Annotated in this window: 18 protein-coding genes and 1 pseudogene; 8 read left to right on the forward strand and 11 right to left on the reverse strand. The window is 55.4% G+C overall.

What is annotated here, in order from left to right:
• The first annotated feature begins 398 nt into the window (after nucleotides 1-398).
• From P1S59_02980 to P1S59_02990, 3 genes are all read left to right on the forward strand, one after another.
• A complete protein-coding gene (locus P1S59_02980; GenBank protein MDF1525222.1) occupies nucleotides 399-1175 on the forward strand; it encodes an SDR family oxidoreductase in 777 nt (258 codons plus the stop codon).
• Between the two features lie 301 nt (nucleotides 1176-1476).
• On the forward strand, nucleotides 1477-1827 hold the full coding sequence (locus tag P1S59_02985) for a hypothetical protein (protein ID MDF1525223.1): 351 nt from the start codon (nucleotides 1477-1479) through the stop codon (nucleotides 1825-1827).
• A 125-nt stretch (nucleotides 1828-1952) separates the two neighbouring features.
• On the forward strand, nucleotides 1953-2390 hold the full coding sequence (locus P1S59_02990) for a demethoxyubiquinone hydroxylase family protein (protein ID MDF1525224.1): 438 nt from the start codon (nucleotides 1953-1955) through the stop codon (nucleotides 2388-2390).
• A gap of 872 nt (nucleotides 2391-3262) precedes the next feature.
• Here P1S59_02990 and P1S59_02995 read toward each other — a convergent pair.
• The 3 genes and pseudogenes from P1S59_02995 to P1S59_03005 form a co-directional block, all read right to left on the reverse strand.
• Entirely contained in the window at nucleotides 3263-3463 is a 201-nt protein-coding gene (locus P1S59_02995; protein MDF1525225.1) for a cold-shock protein, read from the reverse strand.
• Nucleotides 3464-3890: 427 nt separating this feature from the next.
• Nucleotides 3891-4806 (reverse strand): annotated as a pseudogene (locus P1S59_03000) (SDR family oxidoreductase).
• Between the two features lie 155 nt (nucleotides 4807-4961).
• Complete coding sequence (locus P1S59_03005; protein MDF1525226.1) at nucleotides 4962-5276, reverse strand: hypothetical protein; 315 nt, start codon at nucleotides 5274-5276, stop codon at nucleotides 4962-4964.
• A 542-nt stretch (nucleotides 5277-5818) separates the two neighbouring features.
• On the opposite strand from P1S59_03005, the gene P1S59_03010 reads away from it, so the two are divergent.
• Together P1S59_03010 and P1S59_03015 are read left to right on the forward strand one after the other, a co-directional pair.
• Nucleotides 5819-6610, forward strand: a complete 792-nt coding sequence (locus P1S59_03010; GenBank protein MDF1525227.1) for an AraC family transcriptional regulator — start codon at nucleotides 5819-5821, stop codon at nucleotides 6608-6610.
• 304 nt (nucleotides 6611-6914) lie between these two features.
• Nucleotides 6915-7127, forward strand: coding sequence for a hypothetical protein (locus tag P1S59_03015; GenBank protein MDF1525228.1), 213 nt, complete (start codon nucleotides 6915-6917; stop codon nucleotides 7125-7127).
• Between the two features lie 178 nt (nucleotides 7128-7305).
• Here the strand turns inward: P1S59_03015 and P1S59_03020 are convergent, their stop codons facing one another.
• Complete coding sequence (locus P1S59_03020) at nucleotides 7306-7920, reverse strand: S-adenosylmethionine synthetase N-terminal domain-containing protein (GenBank protein ID MDF1525229.1); 615 nt, start codon at nucleotides 7918-7920, stop codon at nucleotides 7306-7308.
• Nucleotides 7921-8012: 92 nt separating this feature from the next.
• The gene (locus P1S59_03025; GenBank protein ID MDF1525230.1) at nucleotides 8013-8228 is read right to left on the reverse strand and encodes a hypothetical protein; all 216 of its coding nucleotides are present in this window, start codon (nucleotides 8226-8228) and stop codon (nucleotides 8013-8015) included.
• 83 nt (nucleotides 8229-8311) lie between these two features.
• Here P1S59_03025 and katG point away from each other — a divergent pair, with 83 nt between their 5' ends.
• A complete protein-coding gene (katG, locus tag P1S59_03030) occupies nucleotides 8312-10507 on the forward strand; it encodes a catalase/peroxidase HPI (GenBank protein MDF1525231.1) in 2196 nt (731 codons plus the stop codon).
• Nucleotides 10508-10622: 115 nt separating this feature from the next.
• Nucleotides 10623-11609 carry an aldo/keto reductase gene (locus tag P1S59_03035; protein MDF1525232.1) on the forward strand — a complete coding sequence of 329 codons (987 nt, stop codon included), beginning with the start codon at nucleotides 10623-10625 and terminating at the stop codon, nucleotides 11607-11609.
• A gap of 137 nt (nucleotides 11610-11746) precedes the next feature.
• On the opposite strand, the gene P1S59_03040 is transcribed toward P1S59_03035, so the two are convergent.
• The 3 genes from P1S59_03040 to P1S59_03050 all read right to left on the reverse strand — a co-directional run bounded on the left by P1S59_03040 (nucleotide 11747) and on the right by P1S59_03050 (nucleotide 12921).
• Nucleotides 11747-12196, reverse strand: coding sequence for a hypothetical protein (locus P1S59_03040; protein MDF1525233.1), 450 nt, complete (start codon nucleotides 12194-12196; stop codon nucleotides 11747-11749).
• Between the two features lie 168 nt (nucleotides 12197-12364).
• A complete protein-coding gene (locus P1S59_03045; protein ID MDF1525234.1) occupies nucleotides 12365-12619 on the reverse strand; it encodes a hypothetical protein in 255 nt (84 codons plus the stop codon).
• A 38-nt stretch (nucleotides 12620-12657) separates the two neighbouring features.
• Complete coding sequence (locus tag P1S59_03050) at nucleotides 12658-12921, reverse strand: hypothetical protein (protein MDF1525235.1); 264 nt, start codon at nucleotides 12919-12921, stop codon at nucleotides 12658-12660.
• A 148-nt stretch (nucleotides 12922-13069) separates the two neighbouring features.
• On the opposite strand from P1S59_03050, the gene P1S59_03055 reads away from it, so the two are divergent.
• Complete coding sequence (locus P1S59_03055; GenBank protein ID MDF1525236.1) at nucleotides 13070-13789, forward strand: metallophosphoesterase; 720 nt, start codon at nucleotides 13070-13072, stop codon at nucleotides 13787-13789.
• A 127-nt stretch (nucleotides 13790-13916) separates the two neighbouring features.
• On the opposite strand, the gene P1S59_03060 is transcribed toward P1S59_03055, so the two are convergent.
• The 3 genes from P1S59_03060 to P1S59_03070 all read right to left on the reverse strand — a co-directional run bounded on the left by P1S59_03060 (nucleotide 13917) and on the right by P1S59_03070 (nucleotide 15915).
• Nucleotides 13917-14789: a zinc transporter ZntB gene (locus tag P1S59_03060; protein ID MDF1525237.1), complete on the reverse strand. Its 873-nt coding sequence runs from the start codon at nucleotides 14787-14789 to the stop codon at nucleotides 13917-13919.
• A 63-nt stretch (nucleotides 14790-14852) separates the two neighbouring features.
• A complete protein-coding gene (locus P1S59_03065; protein MDF1525238.1) occupies nucleotides 14853-15677 on the reverse strand; it encodes a mechanosensitive ion channel in 825 nt (274 codons plus the stop codon).
• Between the two features lie 43 nt (nucleotides 15678-15720).
• The gene (locus P1S59_03070) at nucleotides 15721-15915 is read right to left on the reverse strand and encodes a hypothetical protein (protein ID MDF1525239.1); all 195 of its coding nucleotides are present in this window, start codon (nucleotides 15913-15915) and stop codon (nucleotides 15721-15723) included.
• Nucleotides 15916-15924 lie beyond the last annotated feature (9 nt).

The following is a 15924-nucleotide window of genomic DNA, read 5'->3' on the forward strand; positions in this document are numbered from 1 at the left end:
AAGTCCAATCCGGGACTTTTCGCTCCACGGAAAGGGAAAAGCGTCGTTTTCCCTTTCCTTACAAATCAATGACTTACAGTGCGAGTCATTGATTTGGGCGCCCCGCGCGGGGCGCATTGATGACTTTTTGCGAGTCCATCAATTATAAAAAGGGGTTGAAATTTATTCAAAACGACTTAGATTAATGTAACAAAGGCGGTTCAACACTGAAGTTGGGTCGTCAAAAACTGGCTAACTATAAATGGAGGTGTGGATATGAAGCGATTTATGCTCCCACGTTTGGCTCACTGCTCCGAAGGCTGCGCGTAAAGTCCTGGGCAGGACGCTAAAAGGCCCGAAAAAGCCCTCATATGAGGGCTTTTTTTTTGAATATCTAAGGGTGTAGAGGAGGGAGTGTCGTGAGCTTTTCAGATCTTAAGGGAAAGACGGTTCTGGTGACGGGAGGGGCTCAGGGGATCGGAAAGGGCATCGCCCTTCGCCTCCTTCGCGAGGGGATGGTCGTGGTCCTGGGAGACCTGAACCGGGAAGCAGGCGAGGAAACCCTCCGGGAGTTAGAAGGCGCGGGTGAGGTTCACTTCGTCCCTCTTGACGTTTCCGACGAGGACTCCGTCCGCGAGGCATTGGCCTGGACCCTTTCCAGCTGCGGCCGCCTTGACGCCCTGGTGAACAACGCCGGCATCGCCCGGTCAGGCTTCGCCCCGGTAGAGGACCTTCCGCTGGAGGAATGGAGCCGCGTGCTGGGTACCAACCTCACCGGAGCCTTCCTCTGCGTCAAGCACGCCGTACCCTCCCTGAAGGAGCGGGGCGGGGCGATTGTGAACATCTCCTCCACCCGCGCCCTGCAATCCGAGCCCAACACAGAGCCCTACACCGCTTCCAAAGGCGGGCTGATCGCGCTGACCCACGCCCTGGCAGTGAGCCTGGGCCCCCTCGTCCGGGCGAACTGCATCAGCCCCGGGTGGATCGAGGTGTCCGACTGGAAGAGATCGGACCTGCGGCGCGAACCTTCACACAGCGACATTGATCGGGACCAGCATCCCGCGGGAAGGGTCGGGACACCCCATGACGTGGCGGGGCTGACTGCCTACCTCCTGTCCGGGGAATCCACCTTTATCACCGGGCAGAACTTTATCGTAGACGGCGGCATGACCCGCCGGATGATCTACGCAGAATAAGGACAAGAGCTATCCTTTCCCGCCAGCAAGTCCTGCATCATTACAATCAGGGGATAGATCGGGGTCCAACACCACCACTTTCCGGAGGCTGAGATGGTGGGTCTTCGGGGCGAAGTCACGCCAAAACCGTGATCAAAAGGCAGGAGGGGTCCTCTACGTTTTTTTTGACGACAACCAGCGCCTGTACGGGCACAGCGACTCCCTGCCGCAGGACCTGGACGTCTTTCCCCTGACGAGGAACCTCAGGAACACAAAACCGATCCACCAACTGGCCAGCACCTATTATGCGGGGGGCAAACTGGTGGGCGCCGGGCCCGAGGGCAGGGAACCGAAGCTGGTCAAAGCCGATTCCGATGAGGCTGTCGTCAGGGAGGTCAGCCGTATTCTCAAGACTCTCGTCGGGGAGGAGAAGGTGCATCCGGAGGATATCGCCGTTCTCACGGGCCGGTCGCGGGAGAAGAGCGTTCTTGGCAAGGACGATGTGATCGGGGCTTATTCTGTGTGCTGCGGGCGCACCGCCGAGAGGGGCAAGGTGGTTTTCGACTCGATCCGCCGCTTCAAGGGTCTCGAGCGGCCGGTGGTCATCCTCGTGGAACTGGAGGAGGTCCTGGACAAGGGGGTCAGGGCAGGAAATTGTCAATTCCCGGCATAAAAAGTTAGTTATTTCTAAATTCCAGGCCTGACTCCGAAGGTTCCGAGGCAGACTTGAACCACCGGCTTTTGACAACAGGAGTTTTATGTTAAAATGGAACGCAGGTAATAATTAAGGGGGAGATCATGCCGGCAAACCGCCAGATCGTTCGGATCCTGAAAAAACTCTTCAACCTCGAGGTCATGGCCGTACAGATCTACGGGAACCAGCTCGGTGCCATGACTGAGGCAGGGGAACGTTCCATGATGTTGGCCGCCATGGAGAACGAAGAGCATCACAGAGACACCTTTCGTTCTCTGCTGCAGGCCCGGAATGTAGCGCCATCACCCCTCCATGCCCTCTACTGGGTTGTGGGCCAGACCCTCGGAAGGACCACCTCCCTGTTCGGAAGGAAGGCTGTCCTGCGGGGCGATATCGCTTTCGAGGACAAGGCCTCCAGGGAATACGCTGAATTCCTCAGGAAAGAGAAGAACTTTACGGAGGAAGAAAAGGCATTTATCGGTGAGTTCCTGGAGGACGAGAAACGACACTCTGCCAACTGGAGACGGTTGCTGACGGAATAAGGGGCTTACGTGAGCCCTGCGGGGTCAGAAGCTCCGTGGGGTCAGGTCAACCCTTCCCCCAAAGCTGCCGAGGACCAGTCGCCAAGGCTACGGGTCGCAAGCCTGCCTTCTTGCCTTTTGAGTAATGTTCCCCCGACCAAAACCTTGGCCGCATTCCTACTTTCCTTTCCTGACAGATGTCAGAGTAATATCAGGTGGAACGGCCCTTGTGCCAGGGCGTGGCGATCCAATGCCCAGGACGCGGGGAGCGCGGGTGGCCTTGAAATACTATAACTGACCCCACGTTTTATCGTCGTAGCACGAAGAGCGAAAGCTGGACACACCTGCAAGGCTCCCCTCTGCTACTGTTTCTTTTTCGGCTGCTTATCCTGTGCTTTTTTGACCTTTTGATCATGTTTCTTGTTCATCTGTTTTTTACTCTTGTCCTTATCTTTCTGGCCCTTGTCTCCCATTGCTCTCTCCTTTCCTCTTCCTTCTTCTCCTGATTGTCCTCTTCATCTCCGGATTAATCTACAAGATTTTTATCAACACTTTATCCGGACGGAACACAAGTGTCATTAGAAACAGTGAAGACAGTTTGAAAAAATTAACGGGAAGAAAGGGGGGTCGACGAAAGGGGGTCAAGTGGTGAATTGTGGCATAATCTCCTAAAGACTTGATCAGACACACCACAATTCAGGGCCTGCCCACAATCTCCACAAACCAGAATGAGAAATACTCACAATCCGGTGTCAGGGCATTTTGCCGAAAAGCAGTGTCTGGATTCTATCATCTGCATCTCAGTCATAATTCATACTCCGGCACCCTTTATTAAAAAAAAAGCCCCGCCGGCGTTATCGCCAGCGGGGCTTTTGTGGTCTTTACCTTAAAAGTTACGCGCTCTGAAGGTTGGTGGCCTGGGGGCCTTTGGGACCGTCTGTAACGTCGAAAGTTACGCGCTGACCCTCTTCAAGGGTCTTGAAGCCGTCACCGCCGATGGCCGAAAAATGCACGAAAACATCCGGGCCGTCAGCCTGCTCAATAAAACCAAAACCTTTTGCATCGCTAAACCACTTTACTGTTCCATCTACCATTGTACTTCTCCTTCATCTTTGTAGCCTTTGGATCAGCTTTTCCCGGTTCATCCAAAAAAAAGCCCTGTAGCTTATAAGCTCAGGACCGTTGAACGTACTCCATCAAGCTTTTCCGCACCTACATTTTATCAACAAGCCGGAAGTAAATTCCACCAGCACCCCCGATCATACTCTGATATCCAACAATAGCAAGACAATTCGCAGCCATTGAGATCGTCGGTTGAATTGTGGAATTTCCAGCAATAGGAATGGGGGACATCGCAATTCAACCTCCGGCCCCGATAACGAAGAGCCGTTGATTCGTCAGTGCGAAGTCACGCGAAAGGCGTGATTGAAAAACGAGGTTGTCAGCCGAAGTCTCGTACGCAGGTTGGAACTGACCCCACGGTTTCCGGCCTGTCCCCCGGAAGGTCCCCGAGATGCGCGGTCAACCATTGATCGCCGCGGCGATACTTTCACTCAGCGGTGTGGTCGGGCAGCCAACGAGCTTACTGAGCTGGCGGCTGTCATCAAACAGCCCGCTCTTCGATGCGCCTGTATCAGAATCGGCGAGCAGAGCGGCAAGACCTTCGGGTAAACCTGCGCTTACAAGGACTGCTTTATACTCAGCTTCCGTCATGTCCTTGTAAACGATCTTCTTCCCCGCCTGTTTGGTGACCTTATCGGCAAGTTCCGTCATGGTGTAGGCAGAATCACCGGCTAATTCGTAAACACGTCCCGCCTGATCATCGAGGAGCAGTACCGCAGCGGCGGCCGCAGCATAGTCCGCGCGTGCAGCGGATGAGAGTTGGCTGAGTCTAAGGAAGAAAGGGTAAGGAGGCATAGTCCGCGCGTGCAGCGGATGAGATGCGCCCTTCGCCGGCACAGCCGAGCAAAGTACCATGCTCTAAAGCAGCCGGGATACTCGCGGTATAGTTTTCGGTGTACCAGCCGTTTCGAAGCAGTACGAAGGACAGGCCCGATTGGCGAATTATTGCCTCGGTTTCCTTGTGCTCAACGGAAAGCGCCAGGGGTGAGGTGTCGGCATGAAGCCCGCTGGTATAGGCTAAAAAACCCACCTTGGCATAGCGGGCCGCGTCTATGGCCGCGCTATGCTGACGGACACGCTGACCCACCTCGTTGGATGAGATGAGCAGCAGCTTGTCGGTACCCTTGAAAGCGGCTTTCAAGGTGGCAGGCTGATCGTAGTCAGCCGCGCGAACCTGCACACCGAGAGCCGCCAGATCTTCTGCTTTGCCCGGATTTCGGACCGCGGCGACGATTTCGGATGGGGGAAGTTTTTGCAGCAGAGCGGAAATTACATGACGGCCAAGCTGGCCGGTAGCCCCGGTAACGGTGATCATTATTTTTCCTCAGTATTCGAGTAGTGGAATCCTCATAGACACCTCACATCTCACTTTGTGGAGAATACCCGGTGTCAGAGCACTTTGGCAAGGACTCTGCAGATCCCATGGCAGGCAAACCGTGGGGTCAGGGCTTATCCCGGTTTCTTTTGATTTCAAAGGGACTCAAATCTGATCAACCGTGGTGACAAGTCCCCCCCAACGTATCTTTTTACCTCAATCCTGTCTGGAGTGAGTTTCACTAACTTTGGAGTGTTATTTGATGGAGCGTATTTAAGTACCTCAATACCGTCTGAAGTTATTTGAATTTCCCTGGGAGTCCTGTTTGAGGAAATATACTTCTCAACCACCAGCCTTTTATTTGAAAGGTCATATTCATGATGGGTGTGCAAGACATACAATAAGATCCCCCAGAAAAAGATTTCCCCTCCTTCGCCGCTGGCCATGACATTGCCGGGCCTGATCATCATGGGAAGCAGAGGACTCCATGTCAGTCCCAGAAAGGCGGAACTTCTCAGGAGTAATTTTATAAATTCCCTGCGCTCTGAATACATGATCGATCCTTTCGCTATCTGACTCCTTAATGGGAAGATAGTGAAGATATTAAGGTCAGTTATCTCCTTTATAATTTAAAAACAGACGTTACAATGCTGATGACTTCGTAAAAAGTCATCAATGCGCCCCGGAGGGGGCGCCCAGATCAATGACTGCGGATGTAAGTCACTGATTTGTAAGGAAAGTGAAAATGACACTTTTCGCTTTCCGAGGAGCAAAAAGCCGATTACGGACTTTTTGCGACCCTATCAGCGTTACGAGATGGAAATGTGTCACAAAGGAACAAAAAAATAATACAATCAGGTTATAGGGGTCAGGTAGCGAATTGTGGAATTTACAAACTTCCCTGTCAGACACGCCCCATTTAACCCTTCCCCTCGACACGCTTCCGTCTTCGCTCTGCGAGCTATAACGGACAGGCAGGGCTGGCGACAACCTTCCGCCGTCGCCTGAGGCTATGGCGGACAAGCAGGGCAGGCGCCTTGACCTGCTCGATCCCGATTTTCCTTATGGGGTAGCTATGGCGACTAAACTATCAATACGCGTTTATTCCTCTACGATTCGAAAGCATATCCACCATTATCACCAGCTCTTCTTTCCTCTGCTCGGTGGGGCCACCTGTGTTATCTCTCAAGAGATCTACAAGGTAGGACTGGGACAGTGCATCCTGTACCCGGCAGGTATTGAGCATTACTGCATCCCTGACGACAATTCCAAATACCTGGTCGTGGACCTTGATGAGTTGCCGGAGAAGTTACAGGATTTCGAACACCTTGTGGTTCCAGTGCCTCCCCTACTACAGGCCTTTATTTATTTTGCAGAGAAGCAGTTGGACTATCGCGTCAATATGTCCCTGGAAAAACGTATGGGTGAGCTGGTTGACGAGTTGTTCAGAGAGCTTGACTTTCAGCCCAGGGTTGATCCCCGCATTGCACGGGTGATGGCCTTTTTTGAAAGGGACCCCAGTTCTTCGGCATCACTGGATGAACTGTCCTCCCTCGCGGGCCTGAGTTTGAGCCAGTTCAAGGCCCTGTTCAAAAAACAGACCGGAAAGACCCCGGGTGGTTTTTTACGGGACCTGCGGATGGAAAAGGCCAAGGCCCTGCTGGTTAACACCGATTATCCCATCGGCATCATCGCAGAGATGGTCGGTTACTTCGATGCCTCTTCATTCAGCCACCGCTTTTCGTCCCACTTCGGCTTTCCACCGAGAAATTTACGAGGTGAACATCCTTTTTCAGGCGTTTGAAACAATAAGTCCGGCTTTTCAACAAAGTATTATTCTTTTGCCTCTGGTAGGATGCACTCGCTATCTAGAGAAAGAGGCTATCTCTGGAACACAAAACACTGAAAAACTCAGGCCAGGAACGTTGATGACTTCGCGAAAAGTCATCAACGCGCCCCGTGGGGGGCGCCCGAATCGATGACCGGCATCGTGGGTCATTGATTCGTGAGGAAAGCGGAAATGACACTTTTCGCTTTCCGAGGAGCAAATAGCCGATAACGGACTTTTTGCGACCCTATTATAGTTGGATTTTCGAGAGGAGAAAAAAATGAGCACGATACCTGTAAATGATGATCAGATTTTAAGGGAACTCCAGACTGAATCCGCCAAGTGGATTATGAGAACATTCCCTAATCGAATGAGCAGTGGAGCTGATGAAGTTGCGGTCCGTCTGCAGCTGAAGGAGGACGCTGAAAAATGGGTTAAGGAAAACTTCGAGCTGCGCCGGCAAGGCAAGGAAAGCACACCACTACCGGCTTAGGCATCTTGAGGTGGAAAAACCTGTAGCTGTTCTGAATGTAATTATTGGGGTCAGGTCGTGCATTGTACGGCCTAACCCCTTTAGCTTCCGATTTAAATTGTGCATCGGTGCACTGAACCTCCCCCACAATTCACCCTTCGGCTGGGCTCAGGGCAGGAAGCCTGACACCATTGGCTTCCTATTCTTCTCTATGCCTTGAATCCTGCGAGCCCTTGACCTTTTCCCAAAGGCAAAGGAGACATGGACCGTGGCCTTTCGGGTATACCCCCAGGCGACAAGGCTCTTGGCAGCCAGCCTGGCCATGTAAGCCGCCGAGCGGTCCACCTTGCCTGGATCCTTCCCTGAAAAGGCACCTCGTCAAAGCATGGGAGAGAGCAATGGGAAGAGGCATCAGCTCCGGAGTGTCATCACAGGCATAGCCCACCATCACACACTGGTCGCCGGCACCGCCCGTGTCCACATCTCGTGATATATCTTCATTCTGGGGATGGATCAGGATCTGGACCTCGCATGAGTCAGCCGAGAAACCCTCCTCCGGGCGATCGTATCCGATCTCTCTGATGCATTTCCTGACAACATCCTCAAGGTCCAACGTGGCGCTGGAAGTGATCTCACTGGCAACAATAACGCGGTCCCTTGTGACCAGGGTGTCACAGGCGATGCGCGATGTCGGGTCCAGGGCGAGGTATGCGTCCAGGACAGCATCCGAGATCCTGTCCGCCACCTTGTCCGGATGTCCTTGGGTGACCGATTCTGCGGTCTGGAAAATGGGGATGGAAAGGTTGGGACTCATGGCATTCTCCTACCGGGCTGATGGGTAGCCGACCATTGAACACCCTGGGGTCGCCCATTGGCCTTTCACTTGCATTTCATATCAACTGGAAGTTAAATTGACAAACCTATCTTTTTGGATACCACCGAAGTGAAGTAATGACATCCCTGAAGGTTAACTTTTCGGGATGTGAGGGTGGAAAGGAACCTGTTGGTGCCTGGCTGAAAAGCCTGCCCCCGGAGGATCAGAAAAACACCGGCCAGGACATAAAGACCGTTCAGTGGGCTGGCCACCTGGTATGCCCCCTGGCAGCCCCAGGAGGATCCCATTCGCGGCCTGACCTCAAACGATTGAAGCGCCCAATTCGCGGCAGCACAGCCAATGAATTCATACAAAAACAGGAGAAAACGCTATGAAAGACGATAACAAGTGCCCGGTCACGGGCAGGACAAGCAAACCCATTGCCGGCGGCGGCACCCCGAACCGGGAGTGGTGGCCGGAACAGCTCAACATTAAAGTTCTGCACCAGCATTCCTCCCTGTCCAATCCCATGGGCGAGGATTTCAACTACGCCGAGGAATTCAAGAAACTCGACCTTGATGCTGTAAAGAAGGACCTCTATGCGCTCATGACCGACTCCCAGGAGTGGTGGCCGGCCGACTACGGCCACTACGGGGGTCTCTTTATTCGAATGGCGTGGCACAGTGCAGGTACCTACCGCATGGGCGATGGCCGCGGGGGCGCGGGGTCCGGCAACCAGCGTCTGGCACCGCTCAACAGCTGGCCCGACAACGTGAACCTCGACAAGGCGCGCCGTCTGCTTTGGCCCATCAAGCAGCAATACGGCAAGAAGATCTCCTGGGCCGACCTGATGATCCTCACCGGCAATTGCGCTCTTGAGTCCATGGGCTTTAAGACCTTCGGCTTCTGCGGGGGGCGCGAAGACATCTGGGAGCCCGAAGAGGACATCTACTGGGGCGCTGAGGACGAATGGTTGGGAGACAAGCGCTACTCCGGTGACCGGGAACTTGAAAACCCTCTTGCCGCCGTGCAGATGGGCCTGATCTACGTGAACCCGGAAGGGCCCAACGGCGAGCCGGATCCGGTGGCGTCGGGCCGTGACGTTCGAGAGACCTTCGCACGCATGGCGATGAACGACGAAGAGACCGTCGCCCTGGTCGCGGGCGGGCACTCCTTCGGCAAATGTCACGGCGCCGGCGATGCGTCCCATGTGGGCCCTGAGCCGGAAGGCGCCGGCATCGAGGAGCAGGGCCTCGGCTGGAAGAGCAGTTTCGGCAGCGGCAAAGGCGGCGATACGATCAGCAGCGGCATCGAGGGCGCCTGGAAGCCGAACCCGACCAAATGGGACATGGGCTATCTGAAAGTGCTGTTCAAATACGAGTGGGAGCTGGTGAAGAGCCCGGCCGGTGCCAATCAGTGGCTGGCCAAAGACGTAGCCGAAGAGGACATGGTGGTTGACGCCCACGACCCGTCGAAGAAGCAGCGGCCGATGATGACTACAGCGGACCTCTCGCTGCGCTTTGACCCGATCTATGAGCCGATCGCGCGGCGCTACCGGGAAAATCCGGAAGAGTTCGCGGATGCCTTCGCCCGGGCGTGGTTTAAGCTGACCCACCGCGACATGGGCCCGCGTTCGCGCTATCTCGGCCCGGAGGTCCCCACGGAAGAGCTCATCTGGCAGGACCCCGTCCCGGCGGTCTCTCATAAATTGATCGACTCAAAAGACATCGCCGCCCTCAAGGGCAAGATCCTCGCTTCGGGCCTGTCCGTCTCCCAACTGGTCTCCACCGCCTGGGCCTCGGCCTCTACGTTCCGCGGCTCTGACAAGCGTGGCGGAGCCAACGGAGCGCGCATCCGCCTCGCACCCCAGAGGGATTGGGAAGTTAACCAGCCTGCACAGCTCAAGGCAGTGCTCAAGACCCTCGAGGGGATCGGTAAAGAGTTTAACAGCGCGCAGTCAGGCGGGAAGATGGTTTCGCTGGCCGACCTGATCGTTCTTGGGGGATGTGCAGGTGTCGAGCAGGCTGCCAAGAATGCAGGCCACGATGTGACCGTGCCCTTCACACCGGGACGCACGGACGCGTCGCCCGAGCAAACCGACGTTCAGGCCTTCGCAGTGCTCGAACCGGCCGCGGACGGATTCCGCAACTACCTCAAAGCCAGACACAGCGTGTCGGCAGAGGAGCTGCTGGTTGATCGGGCGCAGCTGCTGACGCTCACCGCTCCCGAGATGACGGTCCTCATTGGCGGCATGCGTGTCTTGAATGCCAACTATGGACAGTCCCCGCACGGCGTCTTCACCATGCGGCCGGAGACGCTCACCAACGACTTCTTCGTGAACCTGCTCGACATGGGCACGACGTGGAAGGCGGCCTCGGAAGCCGACGACGTGTTCGAGGGTCGTGATCGCGCAACGGACGAACTCAAGTGGACCGGCACCCGTGTGGACCTCATCTTCGGTTCGAACTCCCTGCTACGAGCTGTGGCGGAAGTCTATGGATGTGAGGACTCCGGGGAGCGGTTCCTGCACGACTTTGTAGCGGCGTGGAGCAAGGTCATGGATCTTGACCGCTTCGACCTCGCCTGATCGCGGAATTCCTGTATCAGATCAGGGTCAGGTCGTGGATTTTGGCATTTCCAACCTTTTTTATCAGACACGCCACAATTCACCGGCCTGACCCCTTGATCACCCAAGGAGGTATATCGTGGAGTACATCACCATTCCTGGAACCGACCTGAAACCCTCGCGCATAGGGCTGGGGACATGGGCCATCGGGGGGTGGATGTGGGGCGGCACCGACGAGTCCGAATCCATCCTCACGATACACAAGGCCTTCGAGGCAGGCATTACGCTCATTGACACGGCGCCGATCTACGGGTTCGGAAGATCCGAAGAGATCGTGGGCAAAGCTCTCAAGGGCCTGGACCGGAGCAAGGTTGTGGTCGCCACCAAGTTGGGGCTTGAGTGGGAAGGGAACAAGGTCTTCCGCAACTCCACCAGGGAACGGATCCGCCAGGAAGTGGAGGACTCCCTGCGCCGGCTCGGTGTGGATGTCATCGACCTCTACCAGGTCCACTGGCCGGACCCGCTGGTGCCCATGGAAGACGCTGCCGAACAGATGAAAAAGCTCGTGGATGAAGGCAAGGTCAGGGCTGTGGGGGTGAGCAACCACTCTCCGGAGCAGATGGATGCCTTTGGCAAAGCCGTGAGGCTATCGACGGCCCAGCCTCCGTACAACCTTTTTGAAAGAGGCATTGAGGAAGACATCCTTCCCTATTGCCAGAACAAGGGGACCGCCTTACTCACCTACGGGGCCCTCTGCCGAGGGCTGCTTTCAGGCCGCATGAAACCAGACACACAATTTGTGGGGGACGACCTGAGAAAATGGGACCCGAAGTTCAAGGAACCCAGATTCGGGCATTACCTGGAAGCGGTGAACCGGCTCAACGCTTTTGCACGGGAACGCCACGGCAAGACCGTCATGGCGCTGGCCGTGCGCTGGATCCTGGACCAGGGGGTTGAGATCGCCCTTTGGGGAGCCAGGCATCCATCCCAACTGGACGCTGTGGACGAGGCCATGGGGTGGTCAGTGACAGAAGAGGACTATAGGGAGATCGATCGTATCCTTGCGGAAACGATCCGCGATCCTGTCGGACCGGAGTTTATGGCCCCGCCGGGGAGGGAATAGGGGGATCTAGGGCTCAGGCGCGGCACAATTCCCCCATCGACGCGTTTCTTTTGTGTCGCAAGATCACGCCAACGGCGTGACTCCTTTCGACTAGCTTTAGGCAGGCAGGACAGGCGGCCTGGCCCTGATCTGTCCTCTCACTTCCCGGCCTTTTCCAGGTGCTTTTTCTCCCACTGGGCCAGCTCCAGACGGGCCTGGCTGAGTTTCCTCTGCTTGGCGGCTATTTTCTGGGCGTCCCCGGCCAAGAGGGCCTTAAAGATGTCCCCCTGGATCTCCGCCACCTCCAGCCGCAGATAGTAGTCGAGCATCTCCTTGAAATGGGCAATGACGATCTTGCCCGTGAGCAGGGGATGGTTATTGGTAATATTGGCGTCCTCGAACATGGTGCCGTGCTCCAGCTCGATCTCCAGCCCCTTTTGGAATTCCTCCAGGTTGATGCCCATTCCGGGAGAGTCCACCTTCTCGAAGATGATACGCGCCTCCTCCTCGGGAACATCTGTCCCGGTCCGCACGGACCAGTCGCTGATCCCCAACTCTTCACAGACTTTACGGACCTCTTCCCTGCTGACATATTCCGGTGTACTCATGGCTGTTCTCCTTTACTGGTGAATGATAAGCGAACCTATGGGGTCATGCCGCCGGTCCTGCTTGTCCGTGGTCTTGTCCGACGCAGCTTTAGCCCGCGTTTCTCACCAGGGTAACCATTGGGGTGCCGGGTTGAATTGCGGCATTTCCAGCTATAGGAATCGGCAACATCAAAATTCATCCTTCGGCCTCGATAACGCAGGGGCTTGTCTGGTTTTCAACCAACCACGGATGAGCCAGAACCCCAGGGCAAGGCCGATCACCACCTCCAGCCCTCCCAGGCTGCGCACAGGCCAACCGGTGGCCACCGGGGGAATACCCTCCATCCTCACTCTGCCGTACAGTACCCCTGACAGCACCTTGGAGACTCCGTCCCAGACGAGGACCGCCGACACAAGCAAAAAACCCGATTTTCTGGAATTCATATCAGGATATTACCACTTATCCGGGCAAACCGGTATAGTCAGGCATTTTTTATACTCGGCCAGTTTGAACCGGCAGCCTGGGCAAGACGATGTCCGAGCTCGGCAAAGATACGTAAGGGCAGAACCTCAATTTTCTGGAACCGTAATTCCAGCATCTTTAATTTGAGTATCTGTTTTTCAGTGATTGTTATGTCGCCCCACGGCACGAACAACGGCGGGTGCCAGAAACGGGAAAGGAAGCCGAAGGAAAAATGAAGTCCCCTGGGGTCAACTCCAACATTGGTACACCCCTTATACCCCATCCCCTATCGGGTGCGGATGGTCTGGAATCGCCATACTTTTTCGGGAATGCCGCCTGCGTTGCGGTAATGAACCGCCATCTGGGCCCTGCTCCTTTCAGCCTTTTTTGTCATCTTCGTACTGATACAGGGCCACAGGGCGCCGGCCGTCGTGCGATACGAGGTCCAGTTAAACGGCCTGCCTGAAGAACTGGACGGGACTGTGCTTGTAGCCCTGTCAGACACGCACCTGAACAAGATCCTTGGTGAGCGCTGGCTGGAGGCCAGGATTCAGCAGGTCCGTGCCCTTTCTCCTGACATCGTTGCCCTGGTGGGGAACATCTTCGAAGGTCACGGCGGGCCGGAGGACGGAGCCCTGGCAACTCTACAAAGGTTATCGGCGCCCCTCGGTGTGTGGTTCGTCAGCGGCAACCACGAGGGCCACGGGGACAGGCAGGCCAACGGAGAGGTCCTGGACAGGGCGGGGTTCCATCGACTGGACGACATCTGGAAAGAGGTCCGGCCGGGACTGGTCCTGGCCGGTGTGAGCGACCTGACCTCTCGAGGGCGACGGCAAAAGGGAGGCGACCCGGTGGGAGCAGCACTGTCGGGGAACCCTCAAGGGGGGACGGTGTTTCTCTCCCATTCGCCACTGCAGGCGGAAAGGGCGGCGGAAGCCGGGGCGGGGCTGATGATATCCGGACACACCCACGGCGGCCAGATCTGGCCTTTTAACTACCTTGTACAGAGGAGATACCCCCTGGTGGCAGGCCTTTACGAGGTGGACGGTATGCCTGTGATCGTTACACGGGGCGCCGGCACATGGGGGCCGCGCATGCGCCTGTGGAGACAAGATGAGATTATCCACATAACTCTGCTTGCCAAGCCGTAGCCTCTTGTCCACCATCTTGCTCATCGTAACCTGAAAGGTGAAATCGGAAGCTCGAATAGCGACGGTGGAAGCCTTGGCGGCCTGACCCCAACCTCTTCCCCACGGTTTTCCCTGGGATTCCCATGTGTCAGAACCAGTTTTTCTTTTTAAAGTACAGAACCTGTACCACCACCACAGCGATCAGGAAGATCAAAAAAAGCAGGAACGCCATATTATTTTCCGCCCCCGGGAGTCCCCCAAGGTTGATTCCCAGCAGACCCGTCAGGAATCCGAGAGGCAGAAAGATCGCGGCAATGACAGAAAGAACGTACATTCTCGAATTCATTTGTTCGGAGAGTCTGTTAACGAGTTCCTCCTGGGTGACGGAGGCCCTGTCTCTTACCGAATCAAGATCCTCAATGTAGCGTATGAGCTTGTCACTTGCCTCGCGCAGGCGCATGTAGTCATTTTCGCTTAGCCACGATAACTTTTCACTGCTCAGTTTCTGCATTGCCTCCCGCTGCGGTGCCAGATATCGCCTCAGCATGATCGATTCACGGCGAATAGCTGAAATCTCACTGCGTATAGCGTGGCTGCCCCCCTCGACGATACGTTCCTCCAACTGGGCGACACGATCCTCTATCTCCTCGATCGTGTCTTCCATTCGCGAGGTCATTCGACAGGCTAACTCAACGATGAGGTCTCCAGGCTTTTGGGGCCCTTTAGCCTTTCCCAGTGAATCGACGATGTCCGAAACGGAAAGAATTTTCCTGTTCCTGGTACTGATAATTCGATCCCCTTCAACCCACACCCTTATGGACACCATATCTTCGGCGTCCGAACCTGGATTCATGTTCACTTCACGCAGTGCCAGAAGAACAGCGTCACCAATGACTGTGGTCCTGGGACGTGTTTCTTCGGCAAGCAGCGCCTCGGAATAAACCTCATCCAGTCCACTTTCCTTTTTGATCCACTCTCTGGTTTGTTCCGCAGAATAATTAAAAAGTTCCGGGATGTTCACATAAAACCTCAACTGTGGATCAGATTATAGTAAGAGTCGGCTACCTGCCCCCAACAGGCCCCCTCAACTCGTCACACCTGCATCCAGAAACGTCAGGAAGTCCTGCTGGGTGACGACGCCTTCCCTGATAACGGCCTTCTTGACGCGTTCGAGGATATCGCTGGCGAGCAGTCTTTCATAGCGTACGTCCAGAACATAGGCCTTGATCCTGAAACGGGTCACCAAACGTTCCTGAAAAACGTCCTCCACTAGCACCAGGACCGGTTTTTTCAGGTAGACGTAGGGGGAAGAAGTTGCCGCCTGCCTGGCAAGGACCTTGACGCGATCGATATCCACACCCGCCGGGAGGTTGATCTTTACCACCACCATCTCGAACAGGTCGCCGCTGTTGGAGTTGGAGACCGCCATGTTGAGCACCATGGCGTTGGGAAGGGTGACAACGCTGTCATCGAAGGTGTAGATGGCCACCGACCGCAGGCCGATGTTAACTACTTCACCGTAATCCTCCCCCACTTTGATCATGTCCCCTACCCGAAAGGGCCTTTCCATGAGCAGGATGATCCCCGCGATAATGTTGCGGATCAGGTCCTGGGCCCCCAGCCCAACGGCCAGACCCACCGAAGCGGACAATGCCAGAACTGTGTTCATGGGAGGTTTGAATACATCAACGATGACAAAAGCTATCGCTCCCACCCATGTTGCCAGCCTCATAATAGGGTAGAACCCCAGGATGAGCAGGCGATACCGGCTGAACTTCCGAGCCAGGAATATTAAGACCAGGTTCAGGACGTAGAGGAAAAGGATCGTCCCAACGAGGATGATGACCATAGTGAAGATCTTGCTGGTGGTGACCAGGTTGGTCAGGTTCGAAAGGCTGTTCGGCTGCATGGTGGTTATACCTCTCAATGGAGATAGACTGGCAATAAATCCATCAATAAAGGATATTCATGGACTCAAGGGTAGCCGTTACCGGGGCGAAGAAGGCCGGATTCAGGATATAATTGTCAAGCTGGTAACCTTCCCCGATCGTTCGCTGAAAGAGATTAAGCTGCAGGAGATAACCGAGGATGAGATGGGCCTGCTGAATATCGATCATGAAGACCTCGGCGAACTCTTCCGCTTTCATGCCTCCGTG

Source organism: bacterium (assembly GCA_029210965.1).
GTDB lineage: Bacteria > BMS3Abin14 > BMS3Abin14 > BMS3Abin14 > BMS3Abin14 > JALHUC01.